Source organism: Microcoleus sp. Pol1C5 (genome assembly GCF_036701115.1).
GTDB lineage: Bacteria > Cyanobacteriota > Cyanobacteriia > Cyanobacteriales > Microcoleaceae > Microcoleus.
On sequence record NZ_JAUBQE010000004.1, the window covers coordinates 191445 to 211037 of the forward strand.

At 46.6% G+C, this 19593-nt stretch carries 17 protein-coding genes; 3 read left to right on the plus strand and 14 right to left on the minus strand.

Annotated elements, in window-relative coordinates; all coding sequences use genetic code 11:
- Positions 1 to 6: 6 nt before the first annotated feature.
- From hppD to pstS, 8 genes are all read right to left on the minus strand, one after another.
- On the minus strand, positions 7 to 1068 hold the full coding sequence (gene hppD, locus QUA23_RS03940; RefSeq protein WP_333073362.1) for a 4-hydroxyphenylpyruvate dioxygenase: 1062 nt from the start codon (positions 1066 to 1068) through the stop codon (positions 7 to 9).
- Positions 1069 to 1468: 400 nt separating this feature from the next.
- Entirely contained in the window at positions 1469 to 2176 is a 708-nt protein-coding gene (locus QUA23_RS03945; RefSeq protein WP_190663739.1) for an SDR family oxidoreductase, read from the minus strand.
- Between the two features lie 83 nt (positions 2177 to 2259).
- The gene (locus QUA23_RS03950) at positions 2260 to 3669 is read right to left on the minus strand and encodes an NYN domain-containing protein (protein WP_333073365.1); all 1410 of its coding nucleotides are present in this window, start codon (positions 3667 to 3669) and stop codon (positions 2260 to 2262) included.
- A gap of 42 nt (positions 3670 to 3711) precedes the next feature.
- Entirely contained in the window at positions 3712 to 4983 is a 1272-nt protein-coding gene (locus QUA23_RS03955; protein ID WP_333073367.1) for an APC family permease, read from the minus strand.
- Positions 4984 to 5356: 373 nt separating this feature from the next.
- Positions 5357 to 6208, minus strand: coding sequence for a phosphate ABC transporter ATP-binding protein PstB (gene pstB / locus QUA23_RS03960; RefSeq protein ID WP_333073369.1), 852 nt, complete (start codon positions 6206 to 6208; stop codon positions 5357 to 5359).
- Between the two features lie 56 nt (positions 6209 to 6264).
- Positions 6265 to 7245, minus strand: a complete 981-nt coding sequence (pstA, locus tag QUA23_RS03965; RefSeq protein ID WP_333073370.1) for a phosphate ABC transporter permease PstA — start codon at positions 7243 to 7245, stop codon at positions 6265 to 6267.
- A gap of 75 nt (positions 7246 to 7320) precedes the next feature.
- Entirely contained in the window at positions 7321 to 8322 is a 1002-nt protein-coding gene (pstC, locus tag QUA23_RS03970) for a phosphate ABC transporter permease subunit PstC (RefSeq protein WP_333073371.1), read from the minus strand.
- A gap of 190 nt (positions 8323 to 8512) precedes the next feature.
- Positions 8513 to 9541: a phosphate ABC transporter substrate-binding protein PstS gene (gene pstS / locus QUA23_RS03975; protein WP_333073373.1), complete on the minus strand. Its 1029-nt coding sequence runs from the start codon at positions 9539 to 9541 to the stop codon at positions 8513 to 8515.
- Positions 9542 to 9883: 342 nt separating this feature from the next.
- Between pstS and QUA23_RS03980 the strand changes: the two genes are divergently transcribed.
- Positions 9884 to 11392, plus strand: coding sequence for a UbiD family decarboxylase (locus tag QUA23_RS03980; protein WP_333073375.1), 1509 nt, complete (start codon positions 9884 to 9886; stop codon positions 11390 to 11392).
- Positions 11393 to 11682: 290 nt separating this feature from the next.
- On the opposite strand, the gene QUA23_RS03985 is transcribed toward QUA23_RS03980, so the two are convergent.
- The 3 genes from QUA23_RS03985 to QUA23_RS03995 form a co-directional block, all read right to left on the minus strand.
- Positions 11683 to 13851: a tetratricopeptide repeat protein gene (locus tag QUA23_RS03985; RefSeq protein WP_333073377.1), complete on the minus strand. Its 2169-nt coding sequence runs from the start codon at positions 13849 to 13851 to the stop codon at positions 11683 to 11685.
- Between the two features lie 104 nt (positions 13852 to 13955).
- On the minus strand, positions 13956 to 14447 hold the full coding sequence (locus tag QUA23_RS03990) for a hypothetical protein (protein WP_333073378.1): 492 nt from the start codon (positions 14445 to 14447) through the stop codon (positions 13956 to 13958).
- Positions 14448 to 14567: 120 nt separating this feature from the next.
- Entirely contained in the window at positions 14568 to 14780 is a 213-nt protein-coding gene (locus QUA23_RS03995; RefSeq protein WP_172192515.1) for a helix-turn-helix domain-containing protein, read from the minus strand.
- Positions 14781 to 14909: 129 nt separating this feature from the next.
- Here QUA23_RS03995 and QUA23_RS04000 point away from each other — a divergent pair, with 129 nt between their 5' ends.
- On the plus strand, positions 14910 to 15152 hold the full coding sequence (locus QUA23_RS04000) for a hypothetical protein (RefSeq protein WP_333073380.1): 243 nt from the start codon (positions 14910 to 14912) through the stop codon (positions 15150 to 15152).
- A gap of 128 nt (positions 15153 to 15280) precedes the next feature.
- Positions 15281 to 16069, plus strand: a complete 789-nt coding sequence (locus QUA23_RS04005) for a DUF4058 family protein (RefSeq protein WP_333073381.1) — start codon at positions 15281 to 15283, stop codon at positions 16067 to 16069.
- 157 nt (positions 16070 to 16226) lie between these two features.
- Here QUA23_RS04005 and QUA23_RS04010 read toward each other — a convergent pair whose 3' ends face one another.
- From QUA23_RS04010 to QUA23_RS04020, 3 genes are all read right to left on the minus strand, one after another.
- Positions 16227 to 17981: a serine/threonine-protein kinase gene (locus QUA23_RS04010; protein WP_333073382.1), complete on the minus strand. Its 1755-nt coding sequence runs from the start codon at positions 17979 to 17981 to the stop codon at positions 16227 to 16229.
- A 152-nt stretch (positions 17982 to 18133) separates the two neighbouring features.
- Positions 18134 to 18805: an ABC transporter ATP-binding protein gene (locus QUA23_RS04015; protein WP_333073385.1), complete on the minus strand. Its 672-nt coding sequence runs from the start codon at positions 18803 to 18805 to the stop codon at positions 18134 to 18136.
- 23 nt (positions 18806 to 18828) lie between these two features.
- Complete coding sequence (locus QUA23_RS04020; RefSeq protein WP_190663726.1) at positions 18829 to 19098, minus strand: hypothetical protein; 270 nt, start codon at positions 19096 to 19098, stop codon at positions 18829 to 18831.
- Positions 19099 to 19593: the final 495 nt, after the last annotated feature.

Below are 19593 nucleotides of genomic sequence, written 5' to 3' on the forward strand. Positions count from 1 at the left end.
GTTTTGTCAATCATCGATCAAACTTCCCCTCTTCATTTGTTCGCGTTCAATTGCCTCAAACAAAGCTCGAAAATTCCCCGCCCCAAAACCTCCAGCTTGCACCTGTTTGCCGTTCACTAAACTAACTCGGCGTTCAATAATCTCGAAAAAGAAAGTCGGTTCTGCAAAAATTGGCTGGGTAAAGATTTGCAGCAGCATCGCTGCGGGAGTATCTTCTTGCCAATCGGCTAAAACTTGACAAGCTGCAATTTCTTGCCAATCAGCAGGCAAATAGTTTTGCCGCTCCTGCAATTCGGAGTAGTATGTTGGAGGAACCGGCAGAAAAGGCAAACCGCACGCTCGCAAATCGGCAACAACACCCACAATATTATTAGTTTGTAAAGCCATATGCTGAATTCCCGGCCCCCGATTTGCGCTCAAAAACTCTTGAATTTGAGAATTAGCTGATGCCGGTTCATTAATCGGGAATTGCACCCCACCTTCAGCGTGTACCATAACTTGGCTCCGCAAAGCCGATTTCTCAGTCTGAATATCAAAATTTTGTTGCGGTTGAAAACCTAATATTTTTTGATACCAATTAACAGCACTTGATAAATCCCCAGATTCAACATTTAACACTACGTGATCAATCCGGGTAAACAACTGCAGCTTATCCGAAGCCGATAGCAGTGAATGGCTGCCAATTCGCTCCACGAGCGTATGGCTTAAATCTCCCCAACCCGCGATTTTTGCTCGCTTAAAATACCCTCCTGCGTTTAGGTCTTCTTGAATCGGTTCCAGGATTTTAGCGCCTTCAGCAGCCGCTATAGCTACCGCTAATTCAATATTTTTTACCCGAAAACCAACATCGGCAATCCCTGGAGGATGAAACTTCAACCAACTAGCAGCGGGACTAGCGGGTGTCAGGGGTGAAGATAAAACAAAACATACATTGCCACTGCTGACAACTTCAGTGTGAGTGTGGCTGTTGGCATAACCTGCTATTGATTGAAAGCCTAACTGGCTAACAAACCAGTCGCGGGATACTTTAGCGTTTTCAACGTAAAATTGAATGCGATCGAACTCCATAATCAATAATTGAAAATGGAAACTGAAAAATGGAAAATCTGCTGATTTTCAAGGCGAAATTGCAAGGGAGAGACTGAGTAGTGGATATTTTTCATAGTTTTTATTGCGCGCCCACTTAATAATAACCTAAAGATTGAATATCCTAGCTCCCTCTGAAGGTAGAAATAAGTCAGCACTTAAAAGAAACCCCGTGTCTGCGATAACTTAGGTTTGACCGCTAGGCTTTCACAAATAGGACTAAGGCAAAAAAATGGTTTGATATGCTATTTATAGGGTAAGGTGCGCGAGTCCATGCACCATACATAATTAACTGCTGTACAAGTTCTCAAACCTAAAAATATCATAATTTTTCTTGCCTTCAGATTCCGCTGGGTTCTGCCTTCAAATCACTCCTCAATAGCTAAAAGAACAAATGACTTTCCGGCTGAATATTAATCTCCATCGGCACAGCTTGCGGGTCAGCCGAAAGAGCAAACATAATCGCATTGGCTGCAGTGTCGGTAGTCAGCATTTTTGACCTGTCTACCTTCAAACTCACATTATCCCAAAACGGAGAATCCACCCCCCCAAAATAGAATAGGGTAAACTTAATACCGTAGCGCCGCAGTTCATCGGCCATGCACTTGCTGAAACCAACTACCCCAAACTTTGAAGCGCAATAAGCCGTTCCCATCGCCATCGAATGCTTGCCCAAAATCCCGATGACATTGCAAATGTGGCCGGATTTGCGCTCTTTCATCACATTCGCCGCTGCTTGAGACGTGTAAAAACTGCCTTTCAAGTTCAAGTCAAGCATTGCATCTAAATCAGCGGGTTCTAACTTGTTCCACTGCTTGAGAATTCCGGCACCGGCGGCGTTTACGAGGGCATCAATTTGTCCGAAATGCCCCCCAGCTTTGTGCATCAGCGTCTCGACTTGGGGCAAATCGGTGATATCTGTGGGTACGCACAGTACCTCTGTTGCCGAAAGTTCGCTCGCTAAAGCGTCTAATTTACTGCTGTCTCTGGCGGCGAGCACTAGCCTCGCACCCGCATCAGCGAGTTTGCGGGCCACCGCTGAACCGATGCCGCCAGTTGCACCCACCACAACCACAACTTTGTCCTGCATATCCCTTTACATTTCTTTACGTCCCGATTGTATGATAACTCAAGTTGCTAGTAATGGGGAGGTTGATATATTTTAATTTTTAATTAATGGAGGGAAACTTGCCAGCCTTTTTCGGCTTTTTTTAGCTGGAGAGAAGCGCAGGATTGCAAAAACTTAGTAAATTTTCTACCGAGATTAAAATCTTTAATTATTTGGGTAATTTGTTTGCCGTATTGTCTGTGAAATTCGCTGCCTACATTGGAGAGAAATACAGAATTTTCTGGAGAGTTGTCTGTTAAATCGCCAACGATTTTGACAAGAGCTCTTTCCAAGTCTTCCAGAGAATTAATATCTGTCAAAGTCGCAGGTGCTGTCTGGTGGTTATTGAGAATTTCTTGGGTAAGTATTGGCGGTGGGGGAGATAATCTTACTTCAAAAAGAGTGACATAAGTTTGAGAAGTTTCTGATGGTTTGTGGAGGACAAAATCGGTGGGATATTTGAGAAAGATATCCCTGGTTTTAGTACCGAGCAAATGATGAGCAACAACTTGATTGAGGACTAAGCCGTAATTTTCCCTAAATAAAGCTGAAACAGTAGAAACTTTGATCCACTGAGTTGAGGTGCGTTTTTGCTCTTTTTTGATTAATTCTTTTAGTTGAATAACTAATTGTTCTAAAGGTGTAATTTCCGGTATGGTTACAAGCGAATGGGTTTCCATTTGTCCGGTTTTGCTGTTTAAAACTATGATTTTATCTATTTGTTTGCGGACTTGAAATACGGTTAGTCCGTGGGCTTGCAGTGTATTGCTGAGGTGAGTGAGGGCGCGATCGGACGAACAGACAAAAATCTCTTTGGCTGTGGGATAATGTACGAAAATCGAGGCGCCGACTGTAGCCATTTTTAAGTCGGCGCTGTCTTTGCCGGGGGGGACGTGAATCAGTTGATAGCCGCGCTGGTGAAATTCGGCATCTTTTTTGCCCATGCTGCGCCAGTTGGCAAAGGCAACTTTGATTTGGATTGGATAGTGGCAAATTCCCTCTAGGAATTTTTCGGTTTCGATGGTGAGTTGCAAGTTTTCGACATCTAGCAGCAAGATAGCAATGCCGATTGGAAGCGAATTTGTTTGATGGGTGGTGGGAGTGGGAGGCTTTGACGAAACTGAGTTTTGTGATTTAGGCGGTGCTGTTTGAGATTGGGCTAGCTGCTGAATTTTGGCACATAATTTGCTGAATTGAGGTGAATTAACGAATTCTGGAACCAGCAGAATTTGTAGGTATTTTTTCGCAGTCAGCAGCAGGGAATCTGTATCGGTGGCTACTGTGAAACTTTTTGTCAATTTTCCAATCAAAACTGACTGAAAATCAGGTTTGGCCCAGGGGGTTTTCCTGTATTTTTCAGTTATCCATTCGGGATGCTGTTCCTGAATGGTAATTAGGGTTTGAGCTATATAGCGACTGATGGCGCTGAATGCGAGAGATTCTTGAGTCGCCAGCAAGGGGGTTCGATCGGGCATGGCCCTCTACAATGCGGAATGCTGTTTCAATTTATCACAATTCTAGTTTTTCGCCGGGAGTCGGACGATCGCCCGCCAAATTAAACCGGCGGCAATTAATGCCAATCCTGTCAGCCAAATTTCCCTCTCCACCCAGAAAGCCAGAAACAGACAATTCCCCAAACCCACCCAAGCCAACCACTGCGGATAAAGCCTTTCGGCGGGGGAAAGTTGCAGCGCGGCGAGGTTGGTGATAGCGTAATATATCAAAACGCTAAAAGCGCTAAATGACCAAGTGGTTTTGACATCGCCGACGAGAATTAAAAGTGCGATCGTAACTTCGACAACCACCACAGCCACGTAGGGAGTTGTCCCCGAAGGATTCAGCCGCGCCAAGACTCTCGGCATATCCAAGCGCCGCCCCATCGCCAGCCAGATGCGCGAGAGTCCTAAAATTAAGTTCAGCAAGACTCCCAACATAGCGGTAATTGCGCCGACGGCTAGCAGTTGAGAAACTCCTGGAATTGGGAAACTGCGGGCGATGACTTCTAGGGGTGCAACCGTACCGCCTGGTTGTAAAGACAATTTATCGGCTCCCCCCGCGCCCGCGACAACTACTGCTACCCCCGCGTAAAGCAGCATTGTCAGCACCAAAGTGAAAATTATGGCTTTGGGAATGGTTTCCCTCGGTTCCCGCACTTCTTCGCTCATTGTGGCGATGCGGGCGTAACCGCTATAAGCGACAAACATCAGGGCGGTGGCTTGGAGGATGGAGCCGATCGAGCTATGATTCTGTAGTGCGGGCATTTCCCACCTTACCTCTGGCAAACCGACAGCAACAAACACCGCTAAGGATAGAAGTGTAACTGAGACTATGGCAGTATTGGCAATATTCGATCGCCTAATTCCCGTCAATACAATTAAAGTGAGGGTGACGAGGGCGACTAAAGCTGTTAGGATCAGGTAAGTGCGATCGGCTACACCAACTGCATTTAAAAAATACCCCGCAAAACCCAAAGCCGCAGTAGCTGCAGAAGCCGTTTTCGCCAACAGAAACATCCAGCCGGCAGTGAAACCCAGCCAAGGATTGAGATATTTGTAGCCATATTCATAAGTACCGCCGCTAACAGGATGATTTGCCGCTAATTGAGCGCTGCTAAGGCCATTGCAAACAGCCACTAAAGCCGCAATACCCACAGCAAAAATCACTCCCGGCCCAGCAACTTCTGCAGCAATGCCGATACTCACAAATACTCCCGTACCGAGGATTGAGCCCAGGCCCATGAGAGTTGCGCCGAAAACACCTAACTCTCGCTTAAGAAGCGGTGAAGACATAAATATAGCCGTTTTCTGTTCATTGCCATACTGATATTAGGTTACATCGAGTAATATTTGCAATAATTCCGCTCGGGGCTTAAACCCCCGCCTCAAAAATCAAGTCCCCAGCTAGGAGGACTGAAATACTTATTGAGAATGTTGCCCAATCTGAGTCAACACTAATATCAATTCCGCTTGCATTGGAATGATTAAACCACAGAGTACGCAGAGGAAGAGAACAGAGAGATGAATAATTCTGATGCTAACGGATTTGATATAACTCAAATACTATTACTATTTCATAGTGTTCTTAAGAAGACTTTAACTGCGAGACAGGGACTTAAGCCCCTGTCGGAATATAGCGACAGAGAGAAAGGAAAGAACCCTAGTATTAACCGAAACGGCCTTGAATGTAATCTCTCGTACTCGAATTGCCCGCAGAAGTAAAAATCTTACTTGTCGGCCCAAATTCCACCAGCCGGCCGATGCGACTTTCATCAGTATTAAAAAATGCCGTGTAATCAGAAACACGAGCCGCCTGCTGCATATTGTGCGTCACAATCACAACAGTTAACTGCTGCCGCAGAGTCTGAAATAACTCCTCAATCTTCATCGTTGAAATCGGATCTAGAGCAGAACAAGGTTCATCCATCAGCAAAATTTTTGGCTTTACCGCCAAAGCGCGAGCAATACAAAGCCGCTGCTGTTGTCCGCCCGAAATCCCCTGAGCCGATTTCTTCAAATCGTCTTTGACTTCATTCCAAAGCGCTGCACTTTTAAGTGCAGATTCCACAATTTCATCTAATTCTGCTTTGCTTTTGCGACCAAAAATCCTCACCCCGTAAGCAATATTATCGTAGATGCTCAGTGGAAAAGGATTCGGTCTTTGAAACACCATCCCAATTTGCCGACGCAAACTATTAATATTTACTTTCGGGCTGTAAATATCCTGTCCAAAAAACTCTACTCTTCCTTTAATTTTAACTTTTCCCTCCAATTCACCAATCCGATTGAGAGCTTTGAGAAACGTAGATTTGCCACAACCTGAAGGACCAATAATAGCCGTAATTTGCGGGTGAGGGATATTCATTGATAAATTTTCTAATACTTTGTGAGTTCCGTAATAAAAACTCAAGTCCTGAATTCGCAGTGCTGGCATTGTATTGGGGTCTATTTCCGGGGTGGCATAGTCTAGGAATTGAGTTGTATATTTTTCGGAGTTCAAGTTAGTTTTAGGTTTCATTATTTGCCTGGTTATATTGTTAATACTTGACTGAGAGATGCACTTTTCTTATTGATTTATCGGTTTGGCAAGCGTTTCCGAGTTACTGTACGGGATGCGACGCTAGCAATCAAAACCATCCCCAAAAGGACAGAGGCAGCAGTCCACGCCAATTCGTTCTGCTCCTTGTAAGGAGAGCTGGCGTAGCTATATATTAATACCGACATAGAAGGAGTCGGAGTCAGCAGTGTTTCGGGAATTTCTTTTAGTTTTGAGATAGTTTCTGCACCTATCGGGGACTGCATTATCTCGCGCAATTTATCAACTAAAGGAGGCCAAAATTGACTCGACAAAGCCGTTACAATCAACGGGGCGGTTTCGCCGGCGGCCCGGGAAGCAGCGAGTAAAATACCTGTGGTAATAGTTGGGAGGGCTGAGGGAATAATAATCCGAAAAATAGTTTGAAAACGTCCGCCTCCCAAACCTGCCGAAGCGAGACGGTAAGAAGTAGGCACTAATTTTAATGCTTGTTCTGTTGTCAGAGCAACAACTGGAAGCATGATGATGCCGAGGGCAAAACCGCCTGCTAATGATGAAAATGCTTTGGTGGTAACGACAATTAGGGCGTAGGAAAAGACGCCAACTACGATCGAAGGAACGCTGCTGAGAATGACGGTGATAAAGCGAATACTATTGGTAATCGCTTTGTTTTCTCTACCAAACTCCGACAAAAATATTCCCGTCATTACGCCTATGGGTACGCTAATTAATGTAGCAATTCCCACCATTAAAGCCGTGCCGAGAATCGCATTTGCAAAGCCGTTGGGCTGGTCTTCTACTCCTACGGGTGCTGGTAGAGACACTAGCACTTCCCAGCTCAAATGTGTCAGTCCTTCCCCCAGGATTTTGTATAAAATAGCAAACAAAGGGAGCAGGGCCAGAGCTGTCAGAGCGAAAGCGATAACTGTCATTCCCCGGCTGAAAAAAGTTCGGCTTAGCGACAGGGGGTTGTTGATTTCTGCATCCAGAATACTGTTTGAATTTTGTGCTTGAGTCATGGGATTTTAGATTTTAGATTGAACCTGCGGATAAATCCGGCGGCGCGGCTTGTGACCAAATTGCTTTCGATGATGTTAAGTTTTAGCTTCCTTGACCCCAATTAGCTGAACTAACAATACTGCGATCGCATTTACCAACAAAGTGATCACAAATAAAATTAAAGCTAAATACATCAAAGCGCCGGTGTGCAGCGGTTCGACAGCTTCCCGAAATTGACTTGCCAAAACAGCAGGAATTGAGTAGCTGGGAGCTAGCAAAGATTTGTTAATTTGAATCGAGTTGCCAATCACCATTGTGACGGCCATTGTTTCGCCTAAAGCGCGTCCCAAGGCCAAGATTGTAGCGCCTATAATTCCTGAACTAGCTGCTGGTAGTAACAGCTTAAATATTGTTTCCCAGCGGGTGGCACCGAGGGACATAGAAGCACTTCGCAAATCGACTGGAACTGACATCAATACATCGCGGCTGATGGCGGCTACGGTGGGCAGGATCATAATCGATAAAAGGATTCCAGCGGGCAGCATTCCGGGGCCTAAAGGTTCGCTGCTGAACAGGGGAAACCAACTGAAATTATCGAACAATGACTGCTGCAAAGGCAACAAAAAGGGAATCAAAACAAATATTCCCCAAAGGCCAACTATTACGCTGGGAATAGCCGAGATTAATTCAACCATGAATCCCAAGGGCGATCGCACCCAAACGGGTAAGAAGTTCTCGCTAGTAACTATAGCTACTGACAACCCTAAAGGAAGTGCGATGATTATGCCGATCGCAGAACTAATTACAGTACCGTAAATAAACGGCAAAGCCCCAAACTGCAACTCGCCGATATCCCACTTAGGATTCCACAAGAAGGAAAGCCCAAAATGGTTAATAGCTGGCCAAGCATCTTTAAAAATTACCGCACTCATCCAAAACAGCGTACCTGCTGTCGCTAGGGTAAAACTCCATACCAATAGTGTAAATCCTGACTCCATCCATAAACCTTCACCAGTAGTATCTGTCAAATCTACTTCTGTGTTTATTTCTGCCGGTTGCCGAGTCTGTTTTTTCAGTTTTTTTGAAATATTGGTCATACCGGAATTATTGCGTAAAAAGTGAAATATTTGCTGAAAAAACAAGTAATTATAAGGGCTGCGCACCGGGTTCGTAGGGTGCGCACAGCGCACCTTACACAGTAAATTTAGCGCACATTAACCTGATAATTTATGAGTTTTGAGTCCTACATTTAACTCATCAACTCATAACCCCGTGCGATCGCCGGAATTAACCTCTGGCAATCACAGTCTGATTAACCGCTTGAACCACCTTTTGAGCTGTAGCTGAAGGAATCCGAGTAAACTCTAGCTGTTTGTTGATACCTTGACCTGTAGTCATCACCCAATTAACCATCTTTTTAATAGCCTCTGCTTTCGCAGCAGGATACTGTTTGTAGATTAACAGCCAAGTCAAACCAACAATCGGATAACCGTCGTTGGGATTGCCTTCTACTAAGCGGAAGTCTGCGGGGAATGTTTCCCCTGCTAAAGCTTTCTCTGCTTCAGCCAAGCTAGGATCTACAAACCGACCAGCTTTATTTTGAATAAATGCTGTTTGAAGATTGTTTTGCCGAGCAAAAGTATCTTGAACATAGCCGATCGCACCCGCTGTATTTTTCACCAAAGCAGCTACGCCGGGGTTTCCTTGACCCCTAACAGCGGTGTCTGGCCACTTCGGCTGAGCGGCAGCTTTGATGCTGCTGCCAGTTGCCTGCAAATGATTAGCAAAAATAAAGCTAGTACCGCTGCTGTCTGCCCGTACAGCTACTCGAATCGCAGTATTTGGCAAGTTTTTAGCTTGTCCAGAAATTCCGGCTATTTTCGCATCATTCCAGCGAGTAATGTTGCCTTCAAAGATGCCGTTCATGGCATCCTTATTTAGCCTCAGATTGGTCACTCCGGGCAAGTTGTAAACAACTGCAACAGCGCCGCCAGCCGTGGGAACAGCTATTACACCCCGCTTTACCTCAGCGATTTGTGCAGCAGTCATCAGCGCATCGCTGCCTGCGAAATCAACATTGCCTGAAATTAATGCTTTGATGCCAGCACCGCTACCAGTTCCTTCGTAGTTTACAGTAATTTGATTTGCACTTCTCATTTGAGAGAAGTAGCGATCGTAAAGAGGTTTAGGGAAAGTTGCTCCCGTACCGTTTAGTGTGACGGCTGCTACAGCAGAACTAATCAAAGTCAGCGAGAATGCTGCTGCTGCAAGTGTCACTATAAAACTACGTCGCCAACGTCCTGTGAAAAAATTCATATTCCTCCTCTCCCTTAATAGCAGACTTTGCAAATCTCCTCCATAGGATAGACTGAAACCCCCAAGGAAAGGGATATAAAAGAATAAGTTTGTTTTAAATCTTGGTTAATAAAAGATTAAATAATAATAGAATAAGCTTTGTTTAAATTATGGTTAACATTATTGCAAATAAAAATTAGTTAAAGTCAATGTTTGATGAGCCAGAGAAATACCAAGTCCTAGCGTAACGATAATAAGAGAAATTTATTTAGCGATCGCCCGATCGCCCGATCGCCCCCACCCCGCACTCCATCCCCCGATCGCCGCATAATAGTAGGGACACTTAACAATTCTTTAACAACAATGGCAAGAGACTTGCGGGGATTCCTAAAACTACTCGAAGAACGGGGACAACTGCGCCGGATTAGCGCCTTAGTCGATTCCGATCTCGAAATTGCCGAAATTTCCAACCAAATGCTGCAAAAAGGCGGCCCTGGACTGCTGTTTGAAAACGTCAAAGGGTCAGATTTCCCCGTCGCAATCAACCTGTTGGGCACGGAACAGCGGGTTTGTTGGGCGATGAACATGGAAAAGCCAGCAGAACTAGAAGAGCTCGGCAAAAAACTGGGAATGCTGCAACAGCCAAAACCCCCAAAAAAGATTTCGCAAGCGATAGAATTCGGCAAAGTCCTGTTCGACGTAGTGAAAGCCAAACCGGGCCGCGACTTTTTCCCAGCTTGTCAGCAAGTGGTAATTGAGGGAGAAGGGCTGGATTTGAACAAAATCCCGATGATTCGCCCTTATCCGGGAGATGCAGGCAAAATTATCACCCTGGGTTTGGTAATTACCAAAGATTGCGAAACCGGTACGCCGAATGTGGGGGTTTATCGGTTGCAGTTGCAGTCAAAAAACACGATGACTGTACACTGGTTATCTGTCCGGGGCGGCGCGCGGCACTTGCGGAAAGCGGCGCAGGCTGGTAAAAAGTTGGAAGTTGCGATCGCCCTTGGAGTCGATCCCCTGATTATTCTCGCTGCAGCAACCCCAATTCCTGTAGATTTATCGGAATGGTTATTTGCCGGACTTTACGGCGGTTCCGGCGTGCAATTGGCGAAGTGCAAAACCGTAGATTTGGAAGTACCGGCGGACTCGGAAATCGTGTTAGAAGGAACGATTACGCCGGGGGAAGTTCTGCCCGACGGGCCCTTCGGCGATCACATGGGTTATTACGGCGGCGTGGAAGATTCGCCGTTGGTGCGGTTCCACTGCATGACGCACCGCAAAGACCCGATTTATCTGACCACATTTAGCGGGCGGCCGCCGAAAGAAGAAGCAATGATGGCGATCGCGCTTAACCGTATTTATACCCCTATTTTGCGGCAGCAAGTATCGGAAATTGTCGATTTCTTCTTACCGATGGAAGCGCTGAGTTATAAAGCCGCAATTATCTCGATTGATAAAGCATATCCCGGTCAAGCGCGCAGGGCTGCTTTAGCATTTTGGAGTGCATTACCGCAGTTTACTTACACTAAGTTTGTGATTGTTGTGGATAAAAGTATCAACATTCGCGACCCGCGTCAAGTTGTGTGGGCAATTAGTTCTAAAGTCGATCCAGTTCGGGATGTATTTATTCTGCCGAATACGCCCTTTGATACGTTAGATTTTGCCAGTGAAAAGATTGGTTTGGGAGGCAGGATGGGGATTGATGCTACTACGAAGATGCCGCCGGAAAGCGATCACGAGTGGGGGGAAGTTTTGGAGTCAGATCCGGATGTGGCGGCGATGGTAGAAAGGCGTTGGGCTGAGTACGGTTTGGCTGATTTGAATTTGGGAGAAGTCGATCCGAATTTGTTTGGATATGAGATGAAGTAGGGGGGAAACCGTAAAAGCTGAGATATCGCACATCCTCGATCGACCTGTGGGGGCGGGTTTTTCCAACCCTTTATGACACAGATAGACAATCTCAAAAACCCGCCCCCACCAAACGAAAAATCGCAACTTATCTCTTTTTAATGCGATCGGGACTTATGCGCTTCGTCAGAGAAACCGGGTTTTTTGCATTATCTGCAGGCTGTAACGAAGTATTCTGGAAAAAACCCGGTTTCTGGGCCCCATGCGTAAGTCCTGTAGGAAATTGGCAACAATCGCTCTAGCAGTAACAGCTACTCCGTCTCCCGAAGTCGCTGAAGCAGTGCTTGCATTCCTGGATGCTGCGAAAGTTGCGAGTCTTGACCCGTTGACATCGCCTGCTGGAGAAAATAAATGAAATTGCTCCTAACGGTTTGCGTGTTGGGATGATTTTCTCCCAATCTGTTAAACAAGATTTCTAATGCTCGCGCTAACAAAGGTTCCGCCTCCGGGTAGCGTCCCATTTCCTTGTACAGCCAGGCCAGATTGTTCAAACTCTTTGCCGTATCGGGATGGTCGGCTCCGAGCTGTTGCTCCCTGATAGAGAGCGATCGCACATACAAGGGTTCCGCCTCCTGGTAATGTCCCATTGCACTGTATAGTTGTGCCAGATTGTTCAAACTCGTTGCCGTATAGGGATGTTCTGCTCCAAGCTTTTGCTCTCTGATCGCGAGCGATCGCACATACAAGGGTTCCGCCTCCGGGTAGCGACCCATTGCATGGTACAGCAATGCCTGATTGTTCAAACTCAGAGCTGTATCGGGATGTTCCGCTCCGAGCTGCTGCTCCCTGATGGCGAGCGAGCGTACATACAAGGGTTCCGCTTCGGGGTAGCGTCCCATCGCACGGTATAGCTCTGCCTGATTGCTCAAAGTCGTAGCCGTATTGGGATGGTCGGCTCCTAGCTGCTGCTCGTAAATCGAGAGCGATCGCACGTACAAAGGTTCCGCTTCCGCGTAGCGACCCATTGCATCGTACAGGGCTGCCAGATTGTTCAAACTCAGAGCTGTATCGGGATAGTCGGCTCCGAGCTGCTGCTCGTAAATAGAGAGCGATCGCACATACAAGGGTTCCGCCTCTGGGTAGCGTCCCATTGCATCGTACAGCAATGCCAGATTGTTCACACTCTTTGCCGTAAGGGAATGTTCGGCTCCGCAACGTTTCTCTGTCATCTGGAGGCAAGCTTTGAACCACTTTTCTGCCTCTGCCCACAAACTCTGTCCCTTAGCAATCAGCCCCAAAACCGTGAAAGACCACACAGCATCACTATCTTCCAGCAGATGTGACCATTGCTCCGCCACCACCTCCAAATGAGGCAACGCCTCCTTCACCCGTTCCTGCACCTCCAGCGTCACAGTCTGCGGAATCGTCTTCGCCACCGCTGTCAGCGCCGCCGCAAAACTTCTCCGCAAATTCTCAGCATCGGCGTGTCCCTGCAATTTGACCGCAAAAAACTCCCGAATCAAAGCATGAAGTTGATAGCGTGGCTGTAACAGCCCAGATTGACCCGAATCTGAGGTTTCATCCTCCACCAGCGACAGCAAACTCTGTTCCAGCAGTTCGTCATCCCGACAATCCTCCAACTTCTCCTCATCCCAATCTGGCAAACACTCGGCTACCAACTCCCAAGGAATCGCAGCCAGAGCAAACACGCTCAGCAGACAACCCAGCGTCCGCGCCGGAGGTTTCAACTCCGCCCAACTCAACTCAAAAGCTGCCGCCACTCCGCGCCTAGCCGTCATCCCAGCTTCCGCCTCCTGCAATGCCCGCGCCTCCAATCGCTGACTCTGCAACCGTTGCAGCACTGTTGCCAAGGACAGCGCCCGCTTGCGTCGCAGATAGCGCCCCACCAGTTCGATGCCCAAAGGCAAATAATCCAACCACTGACAAAGCGCTTGAGCATCTTCAAGCTGGGCATCAATCCGTCCCAGCCCGTTTCCCGGCAAATCCCCAGCCGTCAGCCGCAGCAAGTTTAGCGCCGCCTCTGGTTTCAAAACTTTTAACGGCAAACACCCCACAGGCGACGGCACAAATTGTCGCGCTGTCAGCAACACCTTAAAGCGGGGATTTCTCGGCAGCAACCGCTGGATCGCGCGGTAATCGCTGACATCATCCAATACCAGCAGAGCATTGCCAGAGGTTTGTTTTGCCCACTCTTCGTAGCAAAACTGCAACCGTTCCTCCAGATTGTCGAGAGTATCCGGCGGCTGAATTCCCATTCGCAGCGCTTTCTGCAACACCTGCGGCGCTAAATTGATTTCCCGCACAAACAGCCACCAAATCCCCGCTGAATACGTATTGTGTTCGCGGTGAAAATTTGCATACTGCCATGCCAATTCTGTCTTGCCGATGCCGCCCATTCCCGACGCAGCGGCAATGGCAACGCGGCTTCCATCCTGCAACAATCCGTGCAATTGCTGCATCTCCTCATCCCGTCCGACAAAGTTTTTTGAACCGAGTTCCGAGGGAATATCGTATAGTTGGTAAAAACTTGTGAAACCTGGATTAAGTGTTTTTCGCTCCAGGTCTAGGACTTTTTTGCTAATACCTTAGCCCACTCCTGAAACGTTGGAAAATGTCGCTGTAAAAACTTCTCTGTATCCAACTCCACTTCATACGCAATTCCCACAAACGGTGGAATTGGTGACATCACGCCTTTAAGTTTCGCGGCCGCTGTTGCTTCCGGTTGGTTTAGCTTGTCCCGAATCTCCTGCAAAATCTGAACTACGTCATCGGGATACTGCCGCTGCACTTCAATTTGCCCAACTTCTTCGACAATCTCGGCAACAATAATCTCAGCCTCATGTTCGGGAATTTCCCCTGTTGTCGTTTGCTGAGCGAGAACCTGCCAATACTCCTCTTCCTGCTCCCGAATCTCCTTGCGTAGCTCTCGGATTTGCTGTTTAATTCGGATCTTTTCTTCTTGCGGTGCTAAATTTAGAGCCTTCTGCTTGCCCACTAATTGGTCTTTCAGATCTTCCAAGTTCTCTTCCATGTCAGACAGACGATTAATTGGCATTAATATAACTCCGGCAGACTGAACAACTCCTGACTTTAGTCTACAGCCGCCAAATTCCAATATACGCAAGTATCGTGTAAAAAGTGCTAACGCAAGAGCCGTCGTTTACGCACAATCAGTTTACTGTTCCAAAATCTCGACTAAATCTTCGATCGCAATATCGAACGCACGAGCCATCTTGTCCAAAGCCGTGTAGTCAACAGTTGCCATACCTGGAGAACTGGCATAGGTGGCGATCGTAGTGTATGGAATACCCGTTCTGTTGGAGACTTCCCTAAGAGTCCAACCCTTCTCTTGAGCAAGTTCTCGAACTCGCAGTCTAATTCGTCCCATTCCGCCCTTGACAATTACGACTACTCGTAATTTAATGAATATACAATTAATAGCGATCGCCCTCGGACCTGAGAAATCTAGAGCGATCGCCTTTCATTCACCACCCACAAAAGTGGGAAGGATTTTCCTATGATACCAAAACAATCGACATATCGCGATCGACTTCAACCTTGGCATCTAATTCGCCACCTCCCCAAGTGTCAGCGGTTAACAGTCGCCCGTTTCGCCCGCCGTCCCGATGCCGAATCTTACTTGAACGCGCTGCGCCGCTTAATGCCGGCAGTCCCGCATACAATTGTGTTCGTAAATGCGGTGTCTGTGTTGGATGAAAACAGCGTTCCAATTCAAACACAATTGCCGATCGAAGTTTAATTGTTGAAAAGTGCGATCGCCCTTCCACAAATAGGAATTATTCTATTTGACCGGAAGTGCGATCGCCCTAATTTTCCCAAAACAACATTGCTAAACTGTAAATAGACTTAAGTCAAGGAGTCACATCAATGCCATCTCCCTTTCCTGGTATGGACCCGTATTTAGAGCATCCCGAACTCTGGCCTGCTCTACACCACTGGCTAATTATTGAAATTGCCAGATTATTATCTCCGCAACTACGTCCTAAGTATTTAGTGTCTGTAGAAGTGAGAATGTATGAAACCGCTGACGACAATTTATCAATTGGCATTCCTGATGTAAACATAATTCAGCCAAGAACCACAACCGAATTAATAACATCAAACGTAGCCGTTGCAGCGCCACCAACACAACCCTTGACAGTAAATATTCCCATGCCCTACCAGGTTCGGGAAGGCTATTTAGAAATTAGAGAAAGAGGAAACCAAGAATTAATCACCCTGATTGAAATCCTATCGCCTAGCAATAAGCGCCCAGGAAAAGGACGACAAATGTACGAAGAAAAGCGAGAAGAAATTTTAGGTAGCCGCACTCATTTAATTGAAATAGATTTATTGCGGCGCGGTCAAAAAATGCCAGTTATTGGCAATGACATTGAAAGCCACTATAGCGTTTTGGTGTGTCGGGGAAATCGCCGTCCCAGAGCAGATTTGTACGCTTTTAATGTGCAGAGCCCGCTGCCTGCCTTTCCTTTGCCACTGCGATCGGGCGATACCGAACCTATAATCAATTTGCAGGAATTATTCACTCAAATTTACGACATAGCAAGTTACGACCTGAAGATAGATTATCGCAACTGGGAAGTCATACCACCGCTGTCAGAAGCCGATACACTTTGGGCAGATGCTTGGTTGCGCGATCGAGGATTGCGAGATTGATTGGGTATCAAACACTGCTACACCGCTGTTGTCTAACTCATCACGATCGTCTGATGAATTAATTTTAATTTCCCAGAAACTTTTAGAGTGAACTTCACGCTCTATGAATTTTTGTTAGAATAGTGTTCTGTGAAATTGTTATGCCATCGCTTATATCTCATGGCTGAATCAAGTTTTGTTCCGACTTACGGTAGCGGGCGATCAACCAGCGATGTTTAAGGGATGGATACAACAACATAGCTGCAAGAGGCAATCCAGATCCCCCCAACGTTAGCAAAGTATAGACATTTATAAAGCCAACTACAAATCCCATACCTAAAGCAATTCCCAGCACAGTGCTTAGTGCTGACAGCGTTAACACAAAGCGATCGAGTGTGATTTCTCTCAAAAAGTCACGATCCAGAAGATGAATAACAATTATATCAACCCAAACTCCAAACGCCGCTCCAAGCATCGCACCTGAGAACGCGCCAAAAATCAGCGCGAACAAGGCACTAGAGAAACCTTGAGCCATCTGTATCGCCAGTCCCGTAATAGTCAGGCCTATACCGCCCCCTATCCAAGCCCATGCTTTAACTCCAAGGTTTGCTCCTGTCCCCCAAATAGTTGCTACTGTGGCAACCGCTAGAGCCATAATTCCTATAGCTGTTTGAGACCAACCTAAACTACCGATGACTATAGTTGTTATTACTGTTGAAAATATGAACAATACTGCCATGCTTTTGTAAGGAGGTTTCTTAACATCAATTGGCAAAGGTGCTGTCTGAACCCTGATAGTTACATCATGTGTTTCTGGCGCGGCATTTGTATGTAAAAGAAGATGACGCTCGTAATGTTTATCTGCTGCAAGGAGGGAAGTGTCTACCGTGATTTCACATTTTACTAAATTCTCCTTAAAACTAGCAGGTGAGAAGCAAATCCAAGCATGGGAATCAGGAGTATGTGGTGGATCTTGAAGATGAGGAGCTACTTCCCAACTTCCCTCTAGCAAAGTATCAGGCATTAAGTTGCGAAAGTGAATTTTTTGTGTTATTTTCTCACCTAGCCGAGTTGCTTGAAAAACCAAATAATTTGTATTTAAGCTGACTTCGGGTACTCGAAAGACATACAACGATTTAAGGTCTTCCAAAGCTGTAACAGCATTTGGATAGCGATCTCTTAGCCTCGGTTGCACCATCTTTTCCAACCAGCTAACAAATGGTAAACTTAGCCGTGGAATTAGCTGGCTGAACCGAATAAGATAGGGGTCATCCTCGTCCGTTAAGTCCTGAAGTGCGGTCGAGGGCGTACCTGTAAGCAAACAAATCAAGGTTGCTCCCAACCCATATAAGTCAGAGGCTTCTGTAGGTTTCCGTAACTGTTCGGGGGGAATAAAACCGGGCGTTCCCTTGAAAACGCTACTGCCAGATACTTCCTGACTGCCAATTCGTGCAAACCCAAAATCGATCAGATAAACCCTGAGTAGATCGTCCACCAGTATATTTTCTGGTTTAATATCTCGATGGATGACTGGCGGAATTCGATTTTGCAAATAAACTAAAATCTCTAGCACGGATACAGCAATTTGCTTAATTTCTTCTGGTTCAAAACTGCGTAACACTCCTAAAGATGGTGCATCGATATACTCCTGCACCATACAGAAACCATCCGACGTGGAAAACCCTCCTAAGTAGCGAGGAATACCAGGATGGTTGAGTCCTTGCAAAACCTGAATCTCTCGTTCATGAACACTAAAAGCTGACCAGTCAGAACCAAATTGAGCAAAACAAAACTGCTTGACAACCACTTGCTGTTTTATATCAGTAGTATCAATAGTTGAGGCAAGCCAGGTAATTCGTCCCCCTTCTCGATTACGTCCTAGTTCGCGGATTACCTCATATCCTTGGCAAGATAAGTCAGGATAATTGTTCATCAGTATTTCCTAAATAATCAAAACACTATTTATTCCTGAATGTTATTGGAATAAGTAACAAAAGTCTAATTATTTGCGGACGATTCCTCTGCAGGCTTCCTAGTAACTTAATGGTTGATATTAACAAATAGCTTTCAACCGCTACTTAACAGCTAAACATCTTGAGTTTGCATCAACCGCTGCTTCAAACGCGCCGGATCTCCCCGATCGACCACTTGGCCCTTTTCCAACAAAAAAGCCCCATCACAATAATTCAACTCATCCAAACGGTGAGTCACCCACAAAGCCGTAATCCCGCGATTTTTCACCAACCGCTGCACCGCCGCCACCAAATCCAACTGAGAATCAGGATCTAACAAAGCCGTCGGTTCATCCAACAGCAGAATTTCGCAGTGACGGGCGATCGCCCCAGCCAGGGCAATTCGCTGCTTCTGACCGCCACTCAAAGCATAAATCGGCCGCCGCTGCAAATCCAGCAAATTCACAGCCTCCAAAGCCTCCGCCACCCTCTCCCGCACCTGAACGTTAGAAAGCTTTTCCTCCACCAAACCAAAAGCCACATCCGCACCCACCGTCGGCATCACCAATTGGTGATCCGGGTTTTGGAACACAAAACCCACCCGCCCGCCGAGGTCAATTTCCCCCGACTGGGGGTGCAGCAGCCCAGCCATCAGCCTCAACAGCGTAGACTTGCCGCTGCCGTTAGTGCCCAAAAGCATCCAAAACTCGCCCTTCGGTACATCCAGAGAGCAACCTTGCAACACTCGATCGCCCGACGGCCAGCAAAAACCCAAATCCCGCACAGCAACGGCTGACTGGCTCATATCGGCACCAACACCCCCAGCCCTCATTCTGCTGTCATCGAGACAAAACCAGGGGATCTGCCTGTAGATGACGCCCCCGATTTCTGAGAAACCACCACCCCAGAAATCTCGCTGCTGAGTACAGCCACCTTTTTCTCAGGATTTTTCTCGCAGGTGAGTTCCAAAATTTGCGGTTGGGAGTTGCGAATCGCCGCCAGCACCTGCTGGTAAACAGTCTCAGCGTCCTCCTCCAACTTCCGCTGCACCGACAGCGAGACGGGCGTATTCTTCACAATGATGTCAATGCTGAACATATAGTCTTAAAAACCTAAGTTTGGAGCTCTATCCTCAGTATATATATAGGACTTACCCACGGAAACCCAGTTTCTTAGAAAAATCAGAGGTTGAGGCCGATATATCTACCAAGCCACCGGGCTTCTGACGCAAAGCGCAGAGACTCCTATCTATATAGTAGAAGTTCCCAAATGCAGGGCAAAGACTTAGGGGACTTCAAGGGCTTCGGGGACTTCGCCCAAGTCAAAAGTCAAAAGTCGGAAGTTTTTTAATAAAAACTTGCTCTTGTAAAGAATTACCTCTATAATCGTCAATACGGTAAAGAAAAGTAAACTCTGTTCATAATCCAACTTGTTTTCTGCTAAGCAGAGGCAACGGTGGAAGACTCATGACTAGAGACAGATCCGTTGTAATTATATCCATTTGGAGATTTGCGTAAATGACAATCGCAGTCGGACGCGCCCAGACCGAAAGAGGCATATTTGATGTCCTCGACGACTGGCTCAAACGCGATC

Coding starts and splice junctions, on each gene's coding strand:
- QUA23_RS03980 (WP_333073375.1), top strand. CDS start 9,884: ATGGCAAGAGACTTGCGGGGATTCCTAAAACTACTCGAAGAACGGGGA.
- QUA23_RS03995 (WP_172192515.1), bottom strand. CDS start 14,780: ATGGGACGAATTAGACTGCGAGTTCGAGAACTTGCTCAAGAGAAGGGT.
- QUA23_RS04005 (WP_333073381.1), top strand. CDS start 15,281: ATGCCATCTCCCTTTCCTGGTATGGACCCGTATTTAGAGCATCCCGAA.
- QUA23_RS03990 (WP_333073378.1), bottom strand. CDS start 14,447: ATGCCAATTAATCGTCTGTCTGACATGGAAGAGAACTTGGAAGATCTG.
- QUA23_RS03950 (WP_333073365.1), bottom strand. CDS start 3,669: ATGCCCGATCGAACCCCCTTGCTGGCGACTCAAGAATCTCTCGCATTC.
- QUA23_RS03985 (WP_333073377.1), bottom strand. CDS start 13,851: ATGCAGCAATTGCACGGATTGTTGCAGGATGGAAGCCGCGTTGCCATT.
- pstC (WP_333073371.1), bottom strand. CDS start 8,322: ATGACCAATATTTCAAAAAAACTGAAAAAACAGACTCGGCAACCGGCA.
- pstS (WP_333073373.1), bottom strand. CDS start 9,541: ATGAATTTTTTCACAGGACGTTGGCGACGTAGTTTTATAGTGACACTT.
- pstB (WP_333073369.1), bottom strand. CDS start 6,208: ATGAAACCTAAAACTAACTTGAACTCCGAAAAATATACAACTCAATTC.
- QUA23_RS04010 (WP_333073382.1), bottom strand. CDS start 17,981: ATGAACAATTATCCTGACTTATCTTGCCAAGGATATGAGGTAATCCGC.
- pstA (WP_333073370.1), bottom strand. CDS start 7,245: ATGACTCAAGCACAAAATTCAAACAGTATTCTGGATGCAGAAATCAAC.
- QUA23_RS03955 (WP_333073367.1), bottom strand. CDS start 4,983: ATGTCTTCACCGCTTCTTAAGCGAGAGTTAGGTGTTTTCGGCGCAACT.
- QUA23_RS04020 (WP_190663726.1), bottom strand. CDS start 19,098: ATGTTCAGCATTGACATCATTGTGAAGAATACGCCCGTCTCGCTGTCG.
- QUA23_RS04000 (WP_333073380.1), top strand. CDS start 14,910: ATGATACCAAAACAATCGACATATCGCGATCGACTTCAACCTTGGCAT.
- QUA23_RS03945 (WP_190663739.1), bottom strand. CDS start 2,176: ATGCAGGACAAAGTTGTGGTTGTGGTGGGTGCAACTGGCGGCATCGGT.
- hppD (WP_333073362.1), bottom strand. CDS start 1,068: ATGGAGTTCGATCGCATTCAATTTTACGTTGAAAACGCTAAAGTATCC.
- QUA23_RS04015 (WP_333073385.1), bottom strand. CDS start 18,805: ATGAGCCAGTCAGCCGTTGCTGTGCGGGATTTGGGTTTTTGCTGGCCG.